This window comes from Citrobacter sp. Cpo142 (assembly GCF_030332425.1).
In the GTDB taxonomy this organism is placed as follows: domain Bacteria; phylum Pseudomonadota; class Gammaproteobacteria; order Enterobacterales; family Enterobacteriaceae; genus Citrobacter; species Citrobacter portucalensis.
In genome coordinates, this window is sequence record NZ_JAOWHW010000109.1 from 402,460 (window position 1) to 424,442 (window position 21,983).

The window sequence follows — 21,983 nt, forward strand, 5'->3', positions numbered from 1 at the left end:
ATGACCTCAGAACAAATCGCTGCGCGATTTCAATAAGCTTTCGACGTCTTTATCAACTTTGATATGGATCTCATGCTCGATTTTGACGTTCATATTAATGGTGATGGGCTCTTTTGGCGCAGCCACTTCGATTCTGGGAGTGCACCCTACCAGCAGAGATGAAGTCAGCAGACCCAGCATGGCAGCTATCGTTTTCATTGTTGTTCCTCACATTCCTTGCCTTCCGGGCAATGGGTTTCCGGCAGCGCTGCATTTTGTTCAAGCCATGCCTGTAAATTGTCGCCAAAACGCAAACTGCGCCATAGCGTAAAGACGTTTTCTTCGTGGGTATAATTCAAATTAACCGTACCTACTTTGCCATCCACCCGACTATTGCCAGTCACGGTTGACTGCATGGTTAAGACACCGAGGTTATCCAGATTTATTTTCGTCCACGAATGGCTTATTTCCATATAACGCAGCCAGTTAATGGCCGCCCCCGCAGCCATGTTATCTTTGACAACCGCATCCGCAGTGTCCTTATCAATACGCAACGTCATCGGCCCTGGATTAGTCAACCAGCCGTCTTTAATGATCCATTTTTCGTTATCCAGCCATAATGGCAACGCGCCACTGACCGGGCCAGACATGGCGAACTGTTTGGGGTTAACCGCGCTGATAAGCTCGCTGGAAGAGATATTCTGCACTCGCAATAAGGCCGGATCATGCTGCGGCATTCGCAGTTGCTGCATGATGATTTTGCCCCCCAGCAGGTCGGCGCTGACATCGCTCAACAGTAACGGATTGTTTTCACTCCAGGGGTACGCCCCCTGCAGATCGGCAGCGATATTCCTCACCGTCACCTGATTGACCACTTCCGCAATACGCAGTGAAATAGGTCCACGCGTACCCAACTGCCATGCACCTTCACTAAACCGGAAAGGCAATACAAAATCGACACCGTTGATTTGGTTATCGGGCATCCAGGCGCTACCGCCTTTTAACACTCCATGACCGCCCGCTTCAAAGCCCTGCTCCGGGGCTGCCGAGAACGCGACCTGCGCGTACAGCTCACCTTCACGTAGCTTCATTTTCCAGTCAGGTGGGACCAGAGGCTGGAATACGGTGAGCGATTGTTTTGGCCACCAGGCCTGTCCGCGCAGGCGGATACCGTCCCAACGACCATTCAGCTGTACGGGTCCAATCGCCCCCGCGTGAAGCTGGCCTTTGAACTGGAAAATTGTCGGATCGCTACCTTCCACGCTGAACTTCAGCGTCGATGGTGGTAACACGCTTCCCCCGGTGAAGGTGGTGCTCCCTGCGTCCAGCGACAGTGCGCCGCTAAATGTTGGTTTGGTTGCATCACGCACCCAGACTATCGGTTCGTCCATCACCAGACGTGGGTTTTCCACCTTCATCGTGCCGTATTGCAGATGATCAAATCCGGTGGAAAGATCAAATAGCTTCAGGGTGTTGTCATGCCATTCCCCTTTACCCGCCACGTCCCAACGCGCATGCATCGGCGTAAAGCTGCCTTTACCCCAATATCGCCACTGCCAACGACCGGCATCAGGAAGAAAATCATTTGCCAGGCCATCCAGATGCAATTCAAAGCCCCCCATCTGGTTTTCATGCGCACGTAAAATAGCCTGCAGACGCCCATCCACACCGCGTTGCGTAACTTTAACCCCTGCCAGCGGCCAGCGAATCTCGTCAATATCCAGCGAATCAATCACCCGTCCACGTGAGCGCAGCAGCGCCCCTGGCTCGAAAGCCAATTGCGGATCGTTCAGACTTCCGGTGAGTCTGGCGGGTAATTTCGCGTAGAAGATCAGATCGCCCTGTTTCGCTTCACCGGTCAACTGTAGCGGCATATCGCTACTATCCATGCCAAGCTTACCTGGCCCCAGCGTTAATACGGCGTTTCCTTTACCGGCATCGCCATGCGTCAGAATGTTCAGACGCCCGCTCACCACCGCGTTTTCCAGTCCGGCCTGCCAGTTTTCAACTTTCATGCCCAGCCGGCCACTTAAAGGGAATCCCTGATAAGGCCAGTTCCAGCGTCCGTCGCTGATGGTCAGTTGCTGGCGTGTTATTTCCCACGGAAGGTCAAGCAGCGGATCGGCATTATCCCGCGCCATCACGATCAGTTGTCCGCTGTTTTGTTGCCACTCCAGTTCGGCGTCCACAAGCGTAGGCTCTTGCGGCAAACTTAACGTCGCAACCGCATGACCGCTTACCGGTAGTCCATCGGGCACCAGTGGCATCGTAAATTCACCGACCAGTTTTACTGGCGGCAGGCCTTCAAATGCCGCAACATCCAGCTCCGTTACCGTGAGGTTTTGCCCGTGCAAACGCCCCTGAAATTTAACTTTTTCACCCTGGTAACGCAGCTGTTGAGTAGAGGGAGTGAGCGAGAGTGACAGTTTTCCCTGCCATTCCTGCCATGGAGAAAGGATAAGTTTGTCGATGTTAATCCAGGTATTGGGCAGCATTGACTGCCATTCAGCCAGCGTTTTAGGCGCTACCGGCGATGGCTCTGCCTGCGGCAATTTGGCCAGGCAAGCTGAATCCAACTCAATGGTCCCGACATTCAGCGCCCAGCGGCTGGGGTGAGACAGATCCGCCTGAGTGATGCGTGCTAGCGGGCAATCTTCAACCAGATAGCGGAGTTCAGGTATATGCAACCCATGCCGTGTCAGCCGCGGGCTCTCATCCAGCGCGATGCGTGTTCCAACGGGTAACCAGATACCCACCAACGTAGGCACCCACAGGCCAAGCGTCATCACTAGCGTCAGCGGCACGAGAATCAATAATAAGAGGAGTGCCAGAACGGCTTTATATTTACCCTTCATGGGTAGTTAATATCCTGATTTAGCAAAAATTTAAGCCGGTTTAGGCCTGTATTGTGGCATGTTTAACTGGATATGCCCACATTAAGGATAGATAACCGATTTACAGGCACGCTGTTACACGTGCCGTCGGGGATATTAAGATTCAGACTCAATGAGGCCTCAGTTGTCCATCGCTATGTTTAGGTCCGATACGACCTGCTTCTATCAGAATTTCCTCAATGAGTTCTTCGAGGCACTCCCTACCATGATGATCGCAGACCAGATGTACCTGCCGGGAAATCTCATCAGGTTTCATACCATCGCATAATGCCGCCTTGAGCATTAGGGTGGCCCATCGTTTTGCTTCAGAGTGAGTCAGCATAACCCCTCCCGATAATTGCTACCTGTATAAGCGTAGCTGTCCGGATGTGATTCGGCTGGCTTTTTACCTGCCGCGATATTCGGGTGTTGAGTTGGATAGAAAAATATCCAGTTGTTGAAATTGTGTAACCTGCCCACACTAACAACAGATACGCTGAAATTATTCATTACGCCTATGACTATCAATAACTTTTTAGATTTTGTAAAATAATTTGAATTGAATTAATGTGACGTCAAAATCACTGGAGAAAGTCTTATGAAACTCGCCATCTATAGTACAAAACAGTACGACAAGAAGTATCTGCAGCAGGTTAACGAGGCTTTTGGTTTTGAACTTGAATTCTTTGACTTTCTGTTGACGGAAAAAACAGCCAAAACCGCCAATGGCTGCGAAGCCGTGTGCATTTTCGTCAACGACGATGGCAGCCGCCCCGTTCTGGAAGAACTGAAAAAGCATGGCGTGAAATATATCGCGCTGCGCTGCGCCGGGTTCAATAACGTCGATCTCGACGCAGCAAAAGAGCTGGGTCTGCAGGTGGTTCGTGTTCCAGCTTATTCACCAGAGGCCGTCGCAGAGCATGCGATTGGCATGATGATGACGCTGAATCGCCGTATCCACCGCGCCTATCAGCGTACCCGTGATGCCAACTTCTCTCTTGAGGGGCTGACCGGTTTTACTATGTATGGCAAAACCGCTGGGGTGATCGGTACCGGTAAAATCGGTATCGCTGCACTGCGGATCCTGAAAGGTTTTGGTATGCGTCTGCTGGCGTTCGATCCTTACCCGAGCGCTGCTGCGCTGGAGTTAGGCGTTGAATATGTCGATCTTAAAACGCTGTTTGCCGAGTCCGATGTCATCTCTCTGCACTGCCCGTTAACACCGGAGAATTATCATCTGCTCAATCACGAAGCCTTTGAGCAAATGAAAAATGGCGTGATGGTCATTAACACCAGTCGTGGTGCATTGATCGACTCACAAGCCGCTATCGACGCGCTGAAAAACCAGAAAATTGGTTCTCTGGGTATGGACGTGTATGAGAACGAACGCGATCTGTTCTTTGAAGATAAATCTAATGACGTCATTCAGGATGATGTGTTCCGTCGTCTGTCAGCCTGCCATAACGTGCTGTTTACCGGTCATCAGGCATTCCTGACAGCTGAAGCGTTGACCAGTATTTCTGAGACTACGCTACAGAATCTGGCACAAATATCCAAAGGCGAGACCTGTCCAAACGCCCTCTTCTAATCTCTGTGCTCCCCTGACGTCAGGGGGGCATTTTCAGACAATCACCGATGATAAAACATTCAGTATCATTATTATATTGAATGTATTCCCGTCACAAACGTAGAGAAATTTAATGAAGAAAGTTGTCACGTTGATTGCGCTCAGCATGCTGATGGCTGGCTGTGTGAGCAATGGAAAAGTTTCCGTCAATCGCGAACAGTTGCAGCATCACCGCTTCGTTTTGCAAAGCGTGAATGGTAAAGCCGTCACCGCCACCAACAACCCACCTGAGTTAAGTTTTGGCGAAAACATGACGGTATCAGGCAAGATGTGTAATCAATTCCACGGCCAGGGCAAGCTGTCCGACGGTGAGTTGAAGGTAAAAGATATGGCGATGACGCGTATGATGTGCGCCGATCCGCAGCTTAACGCGCTCGACGGGATCGTCAGCGAAATGTTTAAGCAAGGCGCACAGGTCGATCTAACTGCTGACCAGTTAACGCTGGCGACAGCAGAACAAACGCTGACGTATAAACTCGCGGATTTAATGTAGGAAACGCGGAGACTCAGTAGCTCCCACAACTTCCGGCGGCAAGCGACTGCTCACTACAGCGTTTGCCGTTGGGTAGCGCGCACATCCCGATGGCTGAACCATCCAGTTGACGAGCAACAGAGAGCGAACCGCCAATCATGGCGCAATTAGCTTCTCCAGAACTGGACATTGCTGCCTTCATGCCCGGTGCGACATGCGCGGCGGTTGCCTGCTGAACAGGTTCGCTGCTACAAGCCGATAATAATAACGCGGCACATCCTACCCAAAACGCTGCGCGCATCTTACTCCCCTCTGAATATTAACCAAACGACACAGCCATAAATAATAGGCAGCGGAAACACCGCCGTCGAGAGGCAAAATACGCATTTATGCGCACTGTTTACATTTTCTGGCAATTTTTTGCCTGCTCCTTTGATCAAACCATTCATTCTGTTTATTCCAAGGACACAAAAGCGAAAATCTCTCTTTAGCGCTTTTGCTAAAATAGAAAGATAACAACCAGGATTCGCCGCCGTTATGCGAGTCCCTCTTTTTGCGCAATGTAAGGGTGTCAGTATGATCACAATTGACGGTAATGGTGCGGTTGCTTCAGTCGCATTTCGTACCAGCGAGGTTATCGCCATCTACCCGATTACGCCCAGTTCGACGATGGCTGAGCAGGCGGATGCCTGGGCCGGGAACGGGCTTAAGAACGTGTGGGGGGATACCCCTCGCGTCGTAGAAATGCAGTCAGAAGGCGGCGCGATCGCAACCGTTCATGGCGCGTTGCAGACAGGTGCGCTCTCTACGTCGTTTACCTCATCGCAGGGCCTGTTGCTGATGATCCCAACGCTGTACAAACTGGCCGGTCAGTTGACCCCGTTTGTACTGCACGTTGCGGCTCGTACAATTGCTACTCACGCATTATCAATCTTTGGCGATCATTCCGACGTGATGGCGGTGCGCCAGACAGGATGTGCGATGCTGTGTGCCAGCAGCGTTCAGGAGGCACAGGACTTTGCACTGATTTCGCAAATAGCTACCCTGAAAAGCCGGGTTCCGTTCATTCATTTTTTTGATGGTTTCCGTACATCCCATGAAATCAATAAAATTGTGCCACTGGCCGACGACACGATCCTTGGACTGATGCCGCAGGCGGAAATCGATGCTCATCGCGCTCGGGCGCTTAATCCAGAGCATCCGGTTATTCGCGGTACGTCTGCGAACCCGGACACCTATTTCCAGTCACGCGAGGCAACAAACCCGTGGTACAACGCGGTTTACGATCATGTAGAACAGGCGATGAACGATTTCGCCGCAGCGACAGGTCGCCAGTACCAGCCATTTGAATATTACGGCCATCCTCAGGCTGAGCGCGTCATTATCTTAATGGGCTCGGCAATTGGAACCTGTGAAGAAGTCGTGGAAGATCTGCTGGCGCGTGGCGAGAAAGTTGGCGTTCTGAAAGTGCGTCTGTTCCGTCCATTCTCTGCCAGACATTTACTGCGCGCGCTGCCGGAAACCGTACGCAGCATCGCCGTCCTGGATCGCACGAAAGAGCCCGGCGCACAGGCAGAACCGTTGTATCTGGATGTGATGACCGCATTGGCGGAAGCCTTCAACTGTGGCGAGCGAGAAACGCTACCGCGAGTGATTGGCGGACGTTATGGCCTTTCTTCCAAAGAGTTTGGTCCAGACTGCGTCATGGCGGTCTTTAATGAGCTGAGCAGCGCGAAACCGAAACCTCGCTTTACGGTCGGCATTTATGATGATGTCACCAACTTGTCGCTACCGTTACCGGAAAACACCCTGCCCGGTACAGCTAAGCTCGAAGCGCTGTTTTACGGGCTGGGCAGCGACGGTAGCGTGTCAGCCACCAAAAACAATATCAAGATTATTGGTAACTCTACGCCATGGTATGCACAGGGTTATTTCGTCTATGACTCGAAAAAAGCAGGCGGTCTGACGGTTTCCCACCTGCGCGTCAGCGAGCAGCCTATTCGATCGGCATATCTGGTGTCGCAAGCCGATTTTGTTGGCTGTCACCAGCTGCAATTTATCGATAAGTATCAGATGGCCGAGCGCCTGAAACCAGGCGGTATCTTCCTGCTTAATACCCCTTACAACGTGGATGAAGTCTGGGCGCGTTTGCCGCAGGAAGTTCAGGCGGTACTAAATCAGAAGCAAGCCCGTTTCTACGTGATTAATGCGGCCAAAATCGCCCGCGAATGCGGTCTGGCAGCGCGTATTAACACCGTGATGCAAATGGCATTCTTCCATTTGACGCAAATCTTACCCGGCGACAGCGCGTTGGCTGAATTGCAGGGTGCGATTGCGAAAAGTTACAGCAGTAAAGGACAGGACCTGGTTGAACGTAACTGGCAGGCTCTGGCCCTGGCGCGCGAATCCGTCGCCGAAGTAGCACTCCAGCCAGTTGATCCGCACAGCGCAAACCGCCCTCCGGTGGTTTCTGATGCCGCACCTGATTTCGTGAAAACAGTCACCGCGGCAATGCTCGCCGGTCTGGGTGATGCCCTTCCCGTATCCGCGCTGCCGCCAGACGGCACCTGGCCAATGGGCACCACGCGTTGGGAAAAGCGTAATATCGCCGAAGAGATCCCCATCTGGAAGGAAGAGCTGTGTACTCAGTGTAACCACTGCGTTGCCGCTTGCCCGCACTCGGCAATCCGCGCCAAAGTGGTTTCACCTGAAGCGATGGAAAACGCTCCTGCCAGCCTGCATTCTTTGGATGTGAAATCTCGCGATATGCGCGGTCAGAAGTATGTCCTGCAGGTTGCACCAGAGGATTGCACCGGGTGTAATCTATGCGTCGAAGTTTGCCCGGCGAAAGATCGCCAAAACCCGGAAATCAAGGCCATCAATATGATGTCGCGCCTTGAGCATGTTGAAGAGGAAAAAGTTAACTATGACTTCTTCCTCAATCTGCCGGAGATCGACCGCAGCAAGCTTGAACGCATTGATATCCGTACCTCGCAGTTAATCACTCCGCTGTTTGAATATTCCGGCGCCTGTTCTGGTTGTGGTGAAACGCCGTATATCAAACTGCTTACGCAGCTGTACGGTGACCGCATGCTGATCGCTAACGCGACCGGCTGTTCATCAATTTATGGCGGTAACCTCCCCTCAACGCCGTATACCACCGATGCCAAGGGCCGTGGACCGGCGTGGGCAAACTCTCTGTTCGAAGATAACGCCGAGTTTGGTCTGGGCTTCCGTCTGACGGTGGATCAACACCGTGTGCGCGTCATGCGTTTGCTGGAACAGTTTGCCGATAATATTCCGGCTGAACTGAACGATGCCCTGCATGCTGAAGCGACGCCAGAAGTACGTCGTGAACAAGTTGCCGCGCTGCGCCAGCATCTGAAAGATGTTGAAGGTGCGCAGCAACTGTTAACCGATGCCGACGCGTTAGTTGAGAAGTCCATCTGGTTAATTGGCGGCGATGGCTGGGCTTACGATATTGGTTTTGGCGGGCTGGATCACGTCCTGAGTCTGACCGAGAACGTCAATATTCTGGTACTGGATACTCAGTGTTACTCCAACACAGGCGGACAAGCGTCGAAAGCCACGCCGCTCGGGGCGGTTACCAAATTTGGTGAACATGGCAAGCGCAAGGCACGCAAAGATCTGGGCGTCAGTATGATGATGTACGGACATGTTTATGTCGCGCAGATTTCTCTGGGTGCCCAGTTGAATCAGACGGTAAAAGCTATCCAGGAAGCGGAAGCCTATCCGGGTCCGTCGCTGATTATCGCCTATAGCCCATGTGAAGAGCATGGCTATGATCTCGCGCTAAGCCACGATCAGATGCGTCAGCTGACGGCAACCGGATTCTGGCCGCTATACCGCTTTGACCCGCGTCGTGCAGACGACGGTAAATTGCCGCTGGCGCTGGACTCTCGCCCACCGTCAGACACGCTGGCCGAAACATTGCTTAACGAGCAGCGCTTCCGCCGCCTGAATGCCCAACAGCCAGAAGTTGCAGAACAGCTGTGGAAAGACGCCGCAGCCGATCTACAAAAACGCTACGACTTCCTGGCCCAACTGGCAGGCAAAGCGGAAAAGAGCAGTACCGAATAATACTTTTATCTCAGTATTAACCCGGAACCAAAAAAAAAGCCCGAACAGTTGTTCGGGCTTGTCAATTTATTCGCTGGCTAATTAATAATTACCATCAATATACCAACGAAAAATAAAGCGTGACAATAAAGGCATATAACACGCGCAGAATAGCCCAACACAATTCACTTGTATAATTTTTATTTTATATATATCCGATATACACATTCACGAAAATTATCACCATTTCCGTAGAATTATTTATTTAAGGTTTTACTTAAGACGTAACAATTCATATTTATCTCTTTACGGAACTTCTCCTTTAGCATGCTTTTACTCCCTACATGGGTAGTCACAGGTTAATAAAAAAACTAAAGGATTATTTCAATGAACAGAAAAGTACTGGCTCTCGTAATTCCTGCCCTGCTGGCTGCAGGCGCGGCTCACGCTGCTGAAGTTTACAATAAAGACGGCAACAAATTAGATCTCTATGGCAAAGTAGACGGCCTGCATTATTTCTCTGACGACGCTAACAGCGATGGCGATCAGACTTATATGCGTATGGGCTTCAAAGGCGAAACTCAGGTTAACGATATGATCACCGGTTATGGCCAGTGGGAATATCAGATTCAGGCCAACGGCACCGAAGGCGATAAAGGCGACTCCTGGACTCGTCTGGCATTCGCAGGTATTAAAGTCGGCGACTACGGTTCATTCGACTACGGCCGTAACTACGGCGTCATGTACGACGTTGAAGGCTGGACCGATATGCTGCCAGAATTCGGTGGCGACTCTTACACCAAAGCAGACAACTTCATGACCGGTCGTGCAAACGGTGTTGCAACCTACCGTAACACCGACTTCTTTGGTCTGGTTGACGGTCTGAACGTTGCGCTGCAGTACCAGGGTGCGAACGAAAATCAGTCACCAGAGCAAGAAGGCACCAATAACGGTGGCGACGATCGTAACATGAAGAACTCTAACGGTGACGGCTTCGGTATCTCCTCTACCTACGATCTGGGTATGGGCGTGAGCTTCGGTGCCGCATACACTTCTTCTGACCGTACTAACGAGCAGGTAAACCATTCGACTGCAGGGGGTGATAAAGCTGACGCATGGACTGCTGGTCTGAAATACGACGCGAACAATATCTACCTGGCAACTATGTACTCTGAAACCCGCAATATGACTCCGTATGGTGGTTCTGACGGTAGTGATAATACTATTGCCAACAAAACTCAGAACTTTGAAGTGACTGCGCAATACCAGTTCGACTTCGGTCTGCGTCCGGAGGTTTCTTTCCTGATGTCTAAAGGTAAGGATCTGTCCTTGTCCGGAAATGCGGCAAATCCTGCAGGAACTAGCGGCGATAAAGATCTGGTTAAATATGCTTCTGTAGGCGCTACTTACTACTTCAACAAAAACTTCTCCACCTACGTTGATTACAAAATCAACCTGCTGGACGAAGACGACAGCTTCTATGCTGGCAATGACATCTCTACTGATGACACTGTAGCACTGGGTATGGTTTACCAGTTCTAATCCGTCAGCCCGCTGGCAACAGCGGGCTCTCTTTATGTTCTAACAATTCTGTTTTATCCAGATCAAAACATTATATCTGTTGCGCTAAAACACATCTCTGATAGATGATATCTTGCATTAAGGTCTGCAGTAGAGGATACCTGCAATGAATCATCATCCTGTAAAATCATCCCGTATTGCATCCGTCGGCTATGACGAATCCTCTTGCACGCTAGAAATTCGCTTTCACCAGTTGGCTACCCTGCAATATCAACAGGTCCCTGCCCGTATTTTTCGTGATTTCCTGATCGTGGTCTCTAAAGGCCGATTTTACGATGGGGTAATAAAAGGCAAATTTCCTGAAATCAAAATAAAGTGATGCCGAAATGTGATCTTTGTCATTGTACATAAAGTGCCATTACGCGGTAAGCTTTAAGAGGATACTTAAACAGGAGGTTTTATGAACAGAACGATTCTTGTACCCATCGATATTTCAGACTCAGAATTAACTCAACGCGTTATTGCCCATGTTGAAGCAGAAGCAAAGATTGACGATGCGCAGGTTCATTTTTTGACCGTCATTCCGTCCTTGCCTTATTACGCTTCCCTGGGACTGGCCTACTCGGCAGAGTTACCGGCCATGGACGATCTGAAAGCCGAAGCAAAATCTCAACTGGAAGAGATTATCAAGAAGTTCAATATCCCAACGGACCGAGTGCACGTTCATGTCGCAGAAGGTGCGCCGAAAGACAAGATTCTTGAGATCGCCAAAAAATTACCGGCCGATATGGTCATTATTGCCTCACACCGACCTGACATCACCACCTACCTGCTGGGCTCTAACGCCGCAGCCGTGGTGCGTCATGCGGAGTGTTCGGTACTGGTAGTCCGCTAAGCTGTCTGGCCCGCACATCGTTGCGGGCTTTTTGTTTCTACCTCTTTTACCCTTGATTCCTGTCCTAAATGTGCTGACATTTTTCCCGCTTATCCGTACCATACACGCCACAGTTTTTATATCAGACTTCTTTTGCCGGACGATCCGGCGTGATGCATACTCTTCTGATGCCACACTATGAATTGAGCCTCTATTAAATGTCGCAAAATCAAGATATTAGCAAGAAAGAACAATACAACCTGAACAAATTACAAAAACGTCTGCGTCGTAACGTCGGCGAAGCCATTGCCGACTTCAATATGATCGAAGACGGCGATCGCATTATGGTGTGCCTTTCCGGCGGGAAAGACAGCTATACCATGCTGGAGATCCTGCGTAATTTGCAGCAAAGCGCCCCGATCAGTTTTTCCTTAGTTGCGGTTAACCTCGATCAGAAACAACCCGGCTTCCCGGAGCACATTCTGCCGGAGTATCTGGAACAGCTGGGCGTTGAGTACAAGATTGTCGAAGAAAACACTTACGGGATCGTCAAAGATAAAATCCCTGAAGGCAAAACGACCTGCTCGCTCTGCTCTCGCCTGCGTCGCGGCATTCTGTACCGTACGGCAACCGAATTAGGTGCCACCAAGATTGCGCTCGGCCACCATCGCGACGACATCCTGCAAACGCTGTTTTTAAACATGTTCTACGGCGGGAAAATGAAAGGCATGCCGCCGAAGCTGATGAGTGATGACGGTAAGCACATCGTGATCCGCCCGCTGGCTTACTGTCGTGAGAAAGATATCGAGCGTTTCTCCGAAGCGAAAGGTTTCCCAATTATTCCGTGCAACCTATGCGGCTCACAGCCTAACCTACAGCGTCAGGTCATTGCTGACATGCTGCGTGACTGGGATAAACGCTATCCAGGTCGTATTGAAACTATGTTCAGTGCGATGCAGAACGTTGTACCTTCCCATCTGAGCGATATCAATCTGTTCGATTTTAAAGGCATTAAGCACGGTTCAGAAGTTGTGGACGGCGGTGATTTAGCGTTCGATCGTGAAGAGATCCCGCTGCAGCCGGCGGGCTGGCAGCCAGAAGAAGATGATGCTCAACTGGATGAGTTACGCCTGAACGTGGTGGAAGTGAAGTAAGCGTCTGTCAGGTCTACAACGTGTATATGCTCGTTGTAGACCTGATAAGCGGAGCGCCATCAGGCGCCCCGACGGGCAGTTATTTCAGTAACCGAACCCGGCAAGTCTTGCCTTTAATCTTACCGTTTTGTAATTGCTTCCACGCCTTGTGCGCTATGTTCTGGCGAACGGCGACATAGACGTGTGCCGGATGAACGGCAATTTTGCCGATATCGGCGCCATCCAGGCCAATATCACCGGTCAAAGCCCCCAGAACATCGCCAGGACGCATTTTAGCCTTTTTACCACCATCAATGCATAACGTCGCCATCTCTGCTTCCAGCGGCAGAATTGACACGTTAGCTGGCGCAGGCAGCCAGTTCAGCTTCAATTGCAACATTTCAGAAAGAATATTGGCACGCTGTGCTTCTTCCGGCGCACAGAAACTAATCGCCAGACCGCTGTTACCGGCACGCGCGGTACGTCCGATACGATGGACGTGGACTTCCGGATCCCACGCCAGTTCGAAGTTAACTACCAGCTCAAGCGATTTGATATCCAGGCCACGTGCGGCTACATCGGTGGCAACCAGGACGCGCGCGCTACCGTTGGCAAAACGAACCAACGTCTGATCGCGATCGCGCTGCTCCAGGTCGCCATGTAATGACAGTGCGCTTTGCCCTGCCGCATTCAGTGCATCACAAACGGCCTGACAATCTTTTTTGGTATTACAAAAAACCACGCACGAGGCAGGCTGATGCTGGCTGAGTAGCTTTTGCAGCAGCGGAATTTTTCCGTGGCTGGAGGTTTCGAAAAACTGCTGTTCAATCGCCGGTAACGCATCGACTGTATCAATTTCAATCGTTAATGGGTTTTGTTGTACCCGGCCACTGATTGCAGCAATGGCTTCCGGCCAGGTTGCGGAAAATAGTAGGGTCTGACGTGACGCTGGCGCAAAGCGGATCACATCATCAATCGCATCGCTAAAGCCCATATCCAGCATGCGGTCGGCTTCATCCATAACCAGCGTATTCAGGGTATCCAGAGAAACGGTGCCTTTTTGCAGGTGGTCAAGTAAACGACCCGGTGTGGCAACAATAATATGTGGTGCATGTTGTAGGGAGTCACGCTGTGCGCCAAAAGGTTGCCCACCGCACAGCGTTAAGATCTTGGTGTTTGGCAGGAAGCGCGCTAAACGACGCAGTTCACCCGCCACCTGGTCGGCAAGCTCGCGCGTTGGGCACAGCACCAGAGACTGCGTCTGAAACAGCGCGGCATCAATATGCTGTAATAGCCCAAGACCAAAAGCAGCCGTTTTGCCACTGCCGGTTTTAGCCTGCACGCGAACATCTTTACCCGCCAGGATTGCCGGTAACGCAGCAGCCTGAACAGGCGTCATTTCAAGATAGCCCAGCTCGTTAAGATTCTCGAGTTGAGCAGCAGGTAAAACATTCAGGGTTGAAAAAGCGGTCACAATTTAATCTCGCGGTAAAAACTCACATTCAGCAGGCGCGTATCCTCGCAGATCTGTGCCCGTGATGCGACAATTTAATAGGTTCTTCATCCGGCGGCGGATCCGGCATTGGCTGCGGACGAGGAATGGGGTCGGGAATGGGAACCGGGTCAGTCGGTAGCGAATCAGTGTGCGACGTTGCAATCAGACAGGTCATATGCCCCTCCAGACATTCATGTTGACTCTTTTAGGGTAGACGCTGATTTCCTGCAAGCAAAAAAAAGCCGACTAATCTAAGTCGGCGTCGTACGAATCAATTGTGCTATGCAGTAATTCAAAAAAGGAAGTAAGACAATATGGAGCGCAACGCCCATCGCTTGACGTTGCATTCACCTGCGAGAGAGATATTGCCCCGAATAGGTAGATGGTTTATTGACTTCGCTCAAAAATCAGGACGTTTTCATGCGCAAAAGCCACTAAAAAACGTTGTTGTTACAACCATTTACTACGATGCAACCATAAAGTAACACCACCAATCAGGACCACTAACAGAATACAAAAGAGTGAGAAACCAAACTGCCAACCACCGCCGGGGATACCGCCGAGGTTGACGCCGAAAAGCCCGGTTAAAAATGTGCTGGGAAGAAAAACCATTGCCATCAATGACATTGTATACGTTCGGCGAGCCAGAGACTCCTGCATCACCTGCGCAATTTCATCCGCCATAATACCGGTCCGGGCAATACAGGCGTCTATTTCATCCAGCCCTCTCCCCAGCCTGTCAGCGATATCCTGCATCCGTCTCCGATGGTCGTCGGTCATCCAGGGTAAACGTTCACTCGCCAGACGCGCATAAACATCTCTCTGAGGAGCCATATAACGTCGCATTACAATCAACTGTTTGCGCAGCAATGCCAGGAAGCCGCGTGGGGGAATTTGTTGATCGAGCAAGTTATCTTCCAGATCGATAATTTTGTCGTGCAGTTGTTCGATAAATTCGCTGGCATGGTCGGTTAGCGCATCACAAACATCCACCAGCCAACTGCCACAATCAGCCGGTCCCGTTCCTTCCTGGAGATCGCTGACCACATCATCCAGCGCCAGCACTTTGCGCTGGCGGGTTGAGACAATCAGACGTTCATCCATATATAAACGCATCGCCACCAGTTGGTCAGGTCGCTCATCGGTGCTGCCGTTGATACAGCGCAGTGTAATCAACGTACCTTCCCCGACTCTGCTGACGCGTGGGCGCGTACTTTCGCCTGCCAGCGCATCACGCACATTATTGGGAAGTAAAGGCGTTGTCGCCAGCCATTGCGCGCTTTCAGGATGGGTATAATTAAGATGTAGCCAACAGGGATGCTGACTGTCGATAACATCGTTATCTTCCAAGGGTTTCACCCCACCCCGGCCATCCAACAGCCAGGCAAACACGGCATCCGGCACATTAACATCCGTTCCCTTAATGGCTTCCACAGCGCCTCCACAATCATTCAGCTTTTTTCGTTAGTCTAGCCGTCAGAATATGTTAAGCAATATCTCATTGTCCCATTGTGCTGAAATGATTCATAAAAGTATCAGGTAATACAAAAAGCGCCGACGAATGCGACGCTTGCATCTAGATGGCCTGTTAAGCCCGCTGCCATCTCTCTGACTCAAGAGTGTTACTTAAGCGAAATTTATGCGTTCGCGACTGGAGATCAATCACCTGGTTTTTCAGGATACCTGAGGAATCAGAAAGCTCATCAACCATAATGGCATTACTTTGGGTTACATTCTCCAGTTCGGCCAGTGCATGAGTAATTCTGATAATTCCTTTCTCCTGCTCCTGTGTAGTGGTTAATATCTCGCCCATCAATTGGTTTAATTGACCGGCACCACCGACAATGTCATGCATATTTTTTTCTGCTTCACGGACAATAGCTGCACCTTGCTGAACATTTTGATGGGTTTGGGCAATCAGTTGCTTAATATTCTTAGCAGCATCTGCACTACGGTGTGCAAGCATTCTTACCTCACCGGCCACCACGGAAAAACCTTTGCCATGTTCACCGGCCCTCGCCGCTTCCACGGCAGCATTCAATGCCAGAATATTTGTCTGGAATGCGATACCATCGATCAGCGTAATAATTTCCGTCATCTGCTGGGCACATTCGGTGATTGATCGCATATTTGTTGCAACCTGCACCATTAATTCTCCACCCTGAATGGCGCATTGCGTGGCAACTGTTGCCTGGACGCTGGCGATTTGCGTGTTGTCAGCATTATTTCGCGTATTAACGGCTATTTCATCCATATTAGCAGCTGTTTGCATCAATGCTCCGGATTGTTGTTCCGTTTTCACTGAAAGCGCAGCGCTGCGTTCCGCAAGCTGTTCAGAGAGCGCCATCGCCGTTTGCGAGGATGTTCTGATCTCATTAACGAGTGTTGAAATATTACTCGATAAACTATTGATGCCCGGTATTAGTCTACCCGCACAATTATTACCAAACTCTGGAATACTGATCGCCAGATTCCCAGATGTCACTTCTTCAATGCTTCTTTTAACCGTATTGATCGGCATGACCAGATATTTCGTCATGTACCACCACAAGCATAATATAGAAATAACGCTTACCGCATTTGTACCAATTATAATTTCCGGAGTGGCCGAAAAAATCAATTCAACAATATTGAGAGCAACTGCCGTAATCAGCAGAAATAAAATAATAAAGGTTCTGACGCTAATATCATTTAACATTTTAGGCCTGTTCACAAAGAAATTACGTAGATATTATTTTTTATAGCACCTGCAATGCAGAATGCCATTGCTCTGCGACGAAAGCTGTACTTTCAATGAGAGTCTGCAGCCCTTTTACTTAAGGCGATAAATTACACCTTTTATTTCTATTAGTTCAGTATTTTATCCCATCAAGTTACTGTGATGACGCCAGGCATCAGATTATTGTGATGACAAGCACATAGAGAGCATAAAACGCACAGAACTATAAATTTGGTGAATGTTTATATAAGTAATGGTTCGTTATTTTCACTATCGCCCTGCTCCCTCTAATACCCGTGTAAAAACACAAGAACATTCCTGGTTTTATCATGTTAACTGGACAAAACCTGCTAGATTTATTACCACGGCCTTTTTTCGATAGGTAGTATGATGTTGAACGTGTCATGGGACCCTGTATTGATTGGGATTTCCTTTGTGGTCGCGTTTATTGCCTCTTTTATTGCTCTCGATAGTGCAGGCAAGGTGGCGATATCCAACCGACGAGAATCTACCTTCTGGCGGTTGTCTGGCGGGGCTACGCTAGGGATGGGTATTTGGTCGATGCATTTTATCGGTATGCTGGCCATGAAAATGAGTATGCCGATCAATTACCATTTTTCGCTCACGGCATTTTCTTTCTTTATTGCGCTCATTTCTGCAACTCTCGCCATTAATATCGCTATTTCAGGTAATACGCTTTCAACAAAACGATTAGTCGTTGCCACGGGAATATTAAGCGCCGGTGTCGTCACCATGCACTACGTTGGCATGTATGCCATCATTGAGCATGTTGCCATCCTATGGAGTCATTCGCTGATACTGCTCTCAGTAATGATTGCCATCGTTGCATCTGGTGTGGGTTTGTGGCTGGCGTTTCATTTGCGCCAAAATACCCGTCGAGCCCTGTTCAATCGGCTTGTCGCCGCCCTTATTATGGCGCTGGCGATTGCCTCTATGCATTACACCGGGATGGGAGCGGCAACATTCACCCATTTTGGACACACTGTACACAATGGGCTCAGCACACTGGAACTCTCTGTCTGGGTCTGCGCCGTCACGCTGGTTATTTTGGGTATCATGCTGGTGGTGTCGATGGTGGATTCGCAACTGCGTACCTCCCGGCTGGCAGACAACTTACATCAACTTAACTGCCAGCTTGAGCATCAGGTCCACTTCGACGCACTGACCGGACTTGCCAATCGCACACAGATAGATGCCTGCTTACAGGCCTGTCTACAACATTCCAAACTGCATCAGCATCAATTTGCTCTGGTATTCATCGACCTCGATCGCTTCAAAGTCGTTAACGATACCTGGGGACATCACATCGGCGATCAGTTGCTGATCGCCAGTACGCAGCGAATCTACAGCTGCCTTGATGACACCATGACGCTGGCGAGGCTGGGGGGAGATGAGTTTATTCTTCTGGTTCCTGACTGTAATAAAGAGACTATCACCGCTCTGCTGACCCGGATTGCGGCTGCGATTGGCGATCCTTTCACGCTGTTTGGGTACACCATTCGGGTTTCGTTAAGTGCGGGAAGCAGTATTTATCCTGAACATGGTTCCACATTGCATGAGTTAAAAGTAAAGGCTGATATGGCGATGTATCATGTCAAACAGGCTGGCAGAAACGGTTGGGCTATTTATAGCCCGGAAATGGAAGCTATCGCCGATACACCGCCGACATTTTTACAGGAACTGTCACAAGCACTGGAACACGATCAGTTTGAGCTTTGGTATCAACCCAAATACACCGCCGGAGATCATTCCCTGACCGGTTTTGAAGCGTTATTACGCTGGCATCACCCGGAACGCGGCATGCTGTTACCCGCTGAGTTTCTGCCTGCGCAGGAAGAAACGGGCCTTATCATTCCGGTCGGGAAATGGGTTATCCAGCAGGCATGTCAGCAGTTGCATCAATGGAAGTTACAAGGCCATGCGGAATGGACCCTCGCCGTTAATCTTTCCCCTTCCCAGTTTGAACAACATGATATCGTTGATGTGGTTTGCAGCGCCCTTGCACAATATCAACTATCACCTGCATATCTCACGCTGGAATTGACTGAAAGTACAGCACTTAAAAATTTAAAACGTAGCGCTGAAGTCTTGAATGCATTTTCAGCTTTAGGGATCACCGTTTCTATTGATGATTTCGGCACCGGTTATTCAAATATATTGATGTTGAAGTCTCTTCCGGCACGGGAATTAAAAATTGACAGAGTATTTGTTAAAGATATCAGCGAGAACAGCAAAAATACAAAGATTGTGTCTACTATTATTGACATAGCCCACTCTATGAATATGCAAGTGGTGGCTGAAGGAATAGAGACCCAGGAGCAGGAAATACTCCTGACCCAGATGGGATGTGGCGTGCTGCAAGGTTTCTTGTTTGCAAAACCGTTGCCTGCGCATCAGATCCATGAATTGATTCCAACGGAAAGCAGCATTAAGCAACAGCGAATTGTACAGTCTTTATCTCCTCAACAATCAATAACATTATGAGACTGTAATATAAAAAAACAGATGCCATTAAACGGGCAACACAGCAGATAAAGATAACGGGATTATCGATGAGCACAACCGAGCTGCATTCACTGGATTTATTAACCCTGCCGGTGTGGATTGTTTCGCCGCATACCGAAGAACTGGTGTTCGCTAATACCGTTGCGCGGGAACTGATGCAGGCCCCCTGCTTTTCTCTACTCCGCAAGGGCATATTTTCAACACATGCCCAGAATGATTTAACCATGTATCTCAGCTATTTGAGAAATCATCACGATATTGTGGAAATCCTTACGGTTTACCGCGAAGGTGAGGACGTCGCGATGGCCAGCCGCCTGTCAATCCGAACCCTGCCGGAATCAGGTGATGTTATTCTTTTCGAGGGCATTGAAACACCGACTTCGCAAGGTCTGAAAGCGAGCCGTTCAGCAAATTATCAGCGAAAAAAACAGGGATTTTACGCGCGTTTTTTCCAGACCAACTCAGCCCCAATGTTGCTTATCGATCCGTCCCGCGATGGGCTGATCGTTGATGCAAATCTCAGTGCGCTAAATTTTTATGGCTATAGCCATGATACGATGTGTCAGAAACATACATGGGAAATCAATACGCTGGGTCGTCATATACTCCCGGTGATGCATGAAATCGCCCATCTTCCCGGTGGCCATAAACCTTTGCATTTTGTGCATAAACTGGCAGACGGCACCTCCCGTCACGTACAAACCTATGCTGGTCCAATCGAAATCTACGGTAATAAGCTCATGCTGTGCATTATTCATGATATTACCGAGCAAAAGCGGCTGGAACAGGAGCTTGAGCGTGCGGCCCTGCGTGACGCCTTAACGGGATTGCTTAACCGCCGACATTTTTATCAGGTAACCGAGCCGGAACAGACCCACGCGTTGTCATTGACACAGGATTACAGCCTGCTGTTGATCGACACCGATCGCTTTAAAAGCATTAACGATCTTTTTGGTCATTTAAAAGGTGATGAGGTACTTTGCGCTCTGGCACGCACACTGGAATCTTGTGCGAGAAAGGACGATCTGATTTTTCGCTGGGGAGGTGAAGAATTTGTGCTGCTACTGCCGCGAACCTCGTTGGACACTGCCCTCAATCTCGCAGAAGTGATACGGGCGACGGTGGCCAAAGTGACTCTCCCAGGCCTTCCCCGCTTTACCGTCAGTATTGGTGTAGCACGGCACGAAACAAATGAAAGTATCGATGAGTTATTCAAACGCGTTGACGACGCGTTGTACAAAGCCAAGAACGAAGGCAGGAACAGAGTGTTGGCTGCCTGATGTTTACGTCGTTCAGCGACTACGTTTAGCGTGACGCTCCCAGTTGTCTTGTTTTGCTTGTGCGGTTTTACGCAATGCCACATAACATGCCCCGCTGCCGCCGTGATGCGGCAGTGCGGCGCAGTATGCTTGCACATCGTCAAATTCCGTCAACCAGCGCGCCACGTAGCTGCGAATAATATTGGCATGGGAGTTATCATCACGCCCCTTGCCGTGTATTACCAGCACGTTACGCAATCCTTCTTGCTGCGCCTGCAGAATAAAACTAAAGAGCATCTGACGACATGTTTCAACAGGTTGGCGAATAAGATTGAGGCTTGCCTGCTGCGGGTATTTCCCGTTTCGCAGCTTGTCAGTCACTCCGTTCTGTAAACCTTCGCGACGAAAGTCGAGCGGCACACTTAACGGGACAATATCGAGAAATCCCGTCGAGAGAAAATTATCCAGTTGAAGCGTATCGATACGCGCCGGAGTGCGAAGATTGCGTATGGGCTGCCAGTGTACATCGGCACGGTTTTTCAGCGGTTGAACATCCCCCATAGCGTCAAGAAACAACGATGCATCATCAAGGTTCATGTTTCATCCTCCAGCATATTGCGACGGGCATTATCATAACCGCGCACTATTATACCGACAACTATACCGGTAACGGTTTACGGTTATTTCCAATAATTAACCGGATCCGTTGCGCTGAACCGATCTACTCACGACAAGTTGATATCCGTTTTTAGGGGTATAGCTGCGACGGTCACTGGCGTGATAATGTGTAGCCTCGCCTGAATGCTGTAATGAGAGAAACGGATGCTTAACTTACTGGAAGACACCATCGACACGCCGCTGGGCCCGCTATGGATTATTTGTGATGAACAATTTCGCCTGCGCGCAGTGGAATGGGATCAGCACAGCGATCGCATGGAACAATTGCTTGATATCCATTACCGTACAGAAGGTTATCAGCGCATTACCGCCAAAAATCCAGGTGGATTAAGCGACAAACTCTCTGAGTATTTTGCCGGAAACCTCAGCATCATTGACACGCTGGAAACAGCAACTGCTGGCACGCCTTTCCAGCGTGAAGTCTGGCAAGCATTACGCACTATCCCCTGCGGGCAGGTCATGCACTATGGTCAACTGGCCGAACAGTTAGGACGCCCCGGCGCTGCAAGGGCCGTCGGCGCAGCTAATGGCTCCAATCCAGTAAGCATTGTGGTCCCCTGTCATCGCGTCATTGGGCGCAACGGCACCATGACCGGATATGCCGGCGGCGTACAACGAAAAGAGTGGTTATTGCGCCACGAAGGTTATTTGCTACTCTAGATTCCAGGCAATTAATGCCTTATTCATCACACTTCCGCATAATGCGACCCTAAATTAAGTGTGGTTAATCAAGAGGATACAAACATT

18 protein-coding genes are annotated in these 21,983 nt (G+C 49.8%); 10 read left to right on the forward strand and 8 right to left on the reverse strand.

Annotated features, from left to right (window positions below):
* Positions 1–6: 6 nt before the first annotated feature.
* Positions 7–198, reverse strand: a complete 192-nt coding sequence (locus tag OGY18_RS08615) for a YnbE family lipoprotein (RefSeq protein WP_008784882.1) — start codon at positions 196–198, stop codon at positions 7–9.
* The gene (locus OGY18_RS08620) at positions 195–2,834 is read right to left on the reverse strand and encodes a YdbH family protein (RefSeq protein ID WP_286552638.1); all 2,640 of its coding nucleotides are present in this window, start codon (positions 2,832–2,834) and stop codon (positions 195–197) included. The genes OGY18_RS08615 and OGY18_RS08620 overlap by 4 nt, the downstream gene beginning before the upstream one ends.
* A gap of 616 nt (positions 2,835–3,450) precedes the next feature.
* Between OGY18_RS08620 and ldhA the strand changes: the two genes are divergently transcribed.
* Together ldhA and hslJ are read left to right on the forward strand one after the other, a co-directional pair.
* Complete coding sequence (gene ldhA / locus OGY18_RS08625) at positions 3,451–4,440, forward strand: D-lactate dehydrogenase (RefSeq protein ID WP_126317941.1); 990 nt, start codon at positions 3,451–3,453, stop codon at positions 4,438–4,440.
* A 112-nt stretch (positions 4,441–4,552) separates the two neighbouring features.
* Entirely contained in the window at positions 4,553–4,972 is a 420-nt protein-coding gene (gene hslJ / locus OGY18_RS08630) for a heat shock protein HslJ (protein WP_048216300.1), read from the forward strand.
* Positions 4,973–4,985: 13 nt separating this feature from the next.
* Here the strand turns inward: hslJ and OGY18_RS08635 are convergent, their stop codons facing one another.
* Positions 4,986–5,252 carry a putative hemolysin gene (locus OGY18_RS08635; protein WP_003833199.1) on the reverse strand — a complete coding sequence of 89 codons (267 nt, stop codon included), beginning with the start codon at positions 5,250–5,252 and terminating at the stop codon, positions 4,986–4,988.
* A gap of 275 nt (positions 5,253–5,527) precedes the next feature.
* Between OGY18_RS08635 and nifJ the strand changes: the two genes are divergently transcribed.
* The 5 genes from nifJ to ttcA all read left to right on the forward strand — a co-directional run bounded on the left by nifJ (position 5,528) and on the right by ttcA (position 12,580).
* On the forward strand, positions 5,528–9,052 hold the full coding sequence (nifJ, locus tag OGY18_RS08640; protein ID WP_286552642.1) for a pyruvate:ferredoxin (flavodoxin) oxidoreductase: 3,525 nt from the start codon (positions 5,528–5,530) through the stop codon (positions 9,050–9,052).
* 366 nt (positions 9,053–9,418) lie between these two features.
* Complete coding sequence (gene ompC / locus OGY18_RS08645; RefSeq protein WP_079937340.1) at positions 9,419–10,573, forward strand: porin OmpC; 1,155 nt, start codon at positions 9,419–9,421, stop codon at positions 10,571–10,573.
* Positions 10,574–10,718: 145 nt separating this feature from the next.
* Positions 10,719–10,931: a KTSC domain-containing protein gene (locus OGY18_RS08650; RefSeq protein WP_003833205.1), complete on the forward strand. Its 213-nt coding sequence runs from the start codon at positions 10,719–10,721 to the stop codon at positions 10,929–10,931.
* Between the two features lie 81 nt (positions 10,932–11,012).
* On the forward strand, positions 11,013–11,447 hold the full coding sequence (gene uspF, locus OGY18_RS08655) for a universal stress protein UspF (RefSeq protein ID WP_003833207.1): 435 nt from the start codon (positions 11,013–11,015) through the stop codon (positions 11,445–11,447).
* Positions 11,448–11,644: 197 nt separating this feature from the next.
* A complete protein-coding gene (gene ttcA / locus OGY18_RS08660) occupies positions 11,645–12,580 on the forward strand; it encodes a tRNA 2-thiocytidine(32) synthetase TtcA (protein WP_003833209.1) in 936 nt (311 codons plus the stop codon).
* Between the two features lie 79 nt (positions 12,581–12,659).
* Here ttcA and dbpA read toward each other — a convergent pair whose 3' ends face one another.
* From dbpA to OGY18_RS08680, 4 genes are all read right to left on the reverse strand, one after another.
* The gene (gene dbpA / locus OGY18_RS08665; RefSeq protein ID WP_286552646.1) at positions 12,660–14,033 is read right to left on the reverse strand and encodes an ATP-dependent RNA helicase DbpA; all 1,374 of its coding nucleotides are present in this window, start codon (positions 14,031–14,033) and stop codon (positions 12,660–12,662) included.
* A gap of 28 nt (positions 14,034–14,061) precedes the next feature.
* Positions 14,062–14,229 carry a proline-rich small protein YnaL gene (gene ynaL / locus OGY18_RS08670; protein ID WP_003833213.1) on the reverse strand — a complete coding sequence of 56 codons (168 nt, stop codon included), beginning with the start codon at positions 14,227–14,229 and terminating at the stop codon, positions 14,062–14,064.
* Positions 14,230–14,504: 275 nt separating this feature from the next.
* Positions 14,505–15,488 (reverse strand): zinc transporter ZntB, encoded by a 984-nt coding sequence (gene zntB, locus OGY18_RS08675; RefSeq protein ID WP_032943570.1) that lies wholly within the window; start codon positions 15,486–15,488, stop codon positions 14,505–14,507.
* A gap of 154 nt (positions 15,489–15,642) precedes the next feature.
* Complete coding sequence (locus tag OGY18_RS08680; RefSeq protein ID WP_126317932.1) at positions 15,643–16,752, reverse strand: methyl-accepting chemotaxis protein; 1,110 nt, start codon at positions 16,750–16,752, stop codon at positions 15,643–15,645.
* Positions 16,753–17,163: 411 nt separating this feature from the next.
* On the opposite strand from OGY18_RS08680, the gene OGY18_RS08685 reads away from it, so the two are divergent.
* The gene (locus OGY18_RS08685; protein ID WP_286552704.1) at positions 17,164–19,278 is read left to right on the forward strand and encodes a putative bifunctional diguanylate cyclase/phosphodiesterase; all 2,115 of its coding nucleotides are present in this window, start codon (positions 17,164–17,166) and stop codon (positions 19,276–19,278) included.
* Positions 19,279–19,346: 68 nt separating this feature from the next.
* Positions 19,347–20,579 (forward strand): GGDEF domain-containing protein, encoded by a 1,233-nt coding sequence (locus tag OGY18_RS08690; RefSeq protein ID WP_286552648.1) that lies wholly within the window; start codon positions 19,347–19,349, stop codon positions 20,577–20,579.
* 12 nt (positions 20,580–20,591) lie between these two features.
* Here OGY18_RS08690 and smrA read toward each other — a convergent pair whose 3' ends face one another.
* Complete coding sequence (smrA, locus tag OGY18_RS08695; protein WP_286552649.1) at positions 20,592–21,155, reverse strand: DNA endonuclease SmrA; 564 nt, start codon at positions 21,153–21,155, stop codon at positions 20,592–20,594.
* Between the two features lie 225 nt (positions 21,156–21,380).
* On the opposite strand from smrA, the gene ogt reads away from it, so the two are divergent.
* Positions 21,381–21,896: a methylated-DNA--[protein]-cysteine S-methyltransferase gene (ogt, locus tag OGY18_RS08700; protein WP_267449189.1), complete on the forward strand. Its 516-nt coding sequence runs from the start codon at positions 21,381–21,383 to the stop codon at positions 21,894–21,896.
* Positions 21,897–21,983: the final 87 nt, after the last annotated feature.